A 1,338-nucleotide genomic window follows, 5' to 3' on the forward strand; every position below is an offset into this window, starting at 1 on the left:
CAGGGCTGATGCGTTCTCAGTCGGCGAGATGAGCTGATCGCCTGTGTATGCGCCGCGGTGGTCGGTCCGCCGGGTTCAGCAACGAGAGACGCGACCCCTGATGATCAAGGTTCTCGAAGCCTTTGATCACGAACAGGGGTCGCGTTCGCGTGCCATCCTCCCTGATCGGTGTCCTGCAGCGCCACTGCGCGGACACCGATTCCACCTGCCCGGAACCGTCACAGCTCACCTGCCTGGCGGACGTGCTGGGCGCGATACCCGATCCCCGCCGTATCCGGGGCCGCCGCTACCGCCTGGGATCCCTGCTCGCGCTGTGCGTGGTCGCCGTCCTCGGCGGAGCCACGTCCCTGGCGGCCATCGCCCGCTTCGCCGCCGATACCGACTCCGACCTGCGCGAACAACTCGGACTGGCCGCCAGCACGCCGAACGCCTCCACCCTGGGACGCCTTCTGGCCCGCCTGGACGGCGACGCCCTGGACGACGCCGTGGGCACCTGGCTCGCCCGGTACGCCGCCGACCCGGTCGACGAACCCGGCGACACCCTGGTCGGCCTGGCCGTCGACGGCAAGACCGTGCGCGGATCCCGCACCGACGGCACCGCCGTCCACCTGCTCGCCGCCGCACTCCACGCCTGCCAGACCGTGATCGCCCAGCGCCAGATCGCCGCGAAGAGCAACGAAATCCCCGCCTTCGCCCCGTTGCTGGACCGGATCGACCTACACGGCGTCGTCGTCACCGCCGACGCGATGCACACCCAGCGCGCCCATGCCGAACACGTCATCACCGCCGGCGGCCACTACCTCCTGGTGGTCAAGGGCAACCAGAAGAAGCTGCGCACGCAGCTGCGACACCTGCCCTGGAAGCAGATCCCGCTGCAGGCCCGCACCAACGGAGCCGGACACGGCCGCCGCGAGGTCCGCCGCCTGAAGGTCTGCACCGTCCGTTCCGGCCTGCTCTTCCCCCACGCCGTCCAGGCCATGGAAATCAAGCGCCGCCGCACCAACCGCAAGACGGGCAAGGTCGAGACGAAGACCGTCTACGCGGTCACCAGCCTCCCGCCCGAACAGGCCAGCCCGGCGCAACTCGCCGAACTCGTCCAGAATCACTGGTCAGTTGAAGCCCTGCACCACGTCAGAGACGTGACGTTCGGCGAGGACGCCTCGCGCGTACGCACCGGCACCGCACCCCGCACCATGGCCACCCTGCGCAACCTCGCCATCGGACTCATGCGCCAAGCAGGCTGGACCAACATCGCCGCCGCAACCGATCACTACAGGTCACGACCTCAGCACGCAACCGCCATGCTCCGGCTCACAGTGTGAGAACGCATCGCCCCTG

General features: G+C 69.2%; 1 protein-coding gene. It reads left to right on the plus strand.

Annotated elements, in window-relative coordinates; all coding sequences use genetic code 11:
- Positions 1-149 precede the first annotated feature (149 nt).
- Positions 150-1,322, plus strand: a complete 1,173-nt coding sequence (locus ACIF9R_RS38305) for an ISAs1 family transposase (RefSeq protein WP_399987741.1) — start codon at positions 150-152, stop codon at positions 1,320-1,322.
- Positions 1,323-1,338: the final 16 nt, after the last annotated feature.

It is taken from the genome of Streptomyces sp. NPDC086080 (assembly GCF_044540255.1).
In the GTDB taxonomy this organism is placed as follows: Bacteria; Actinomycetota; Actinomycetes; order Streptomycetales; family Streptomycetaceae; genus Streptomyces.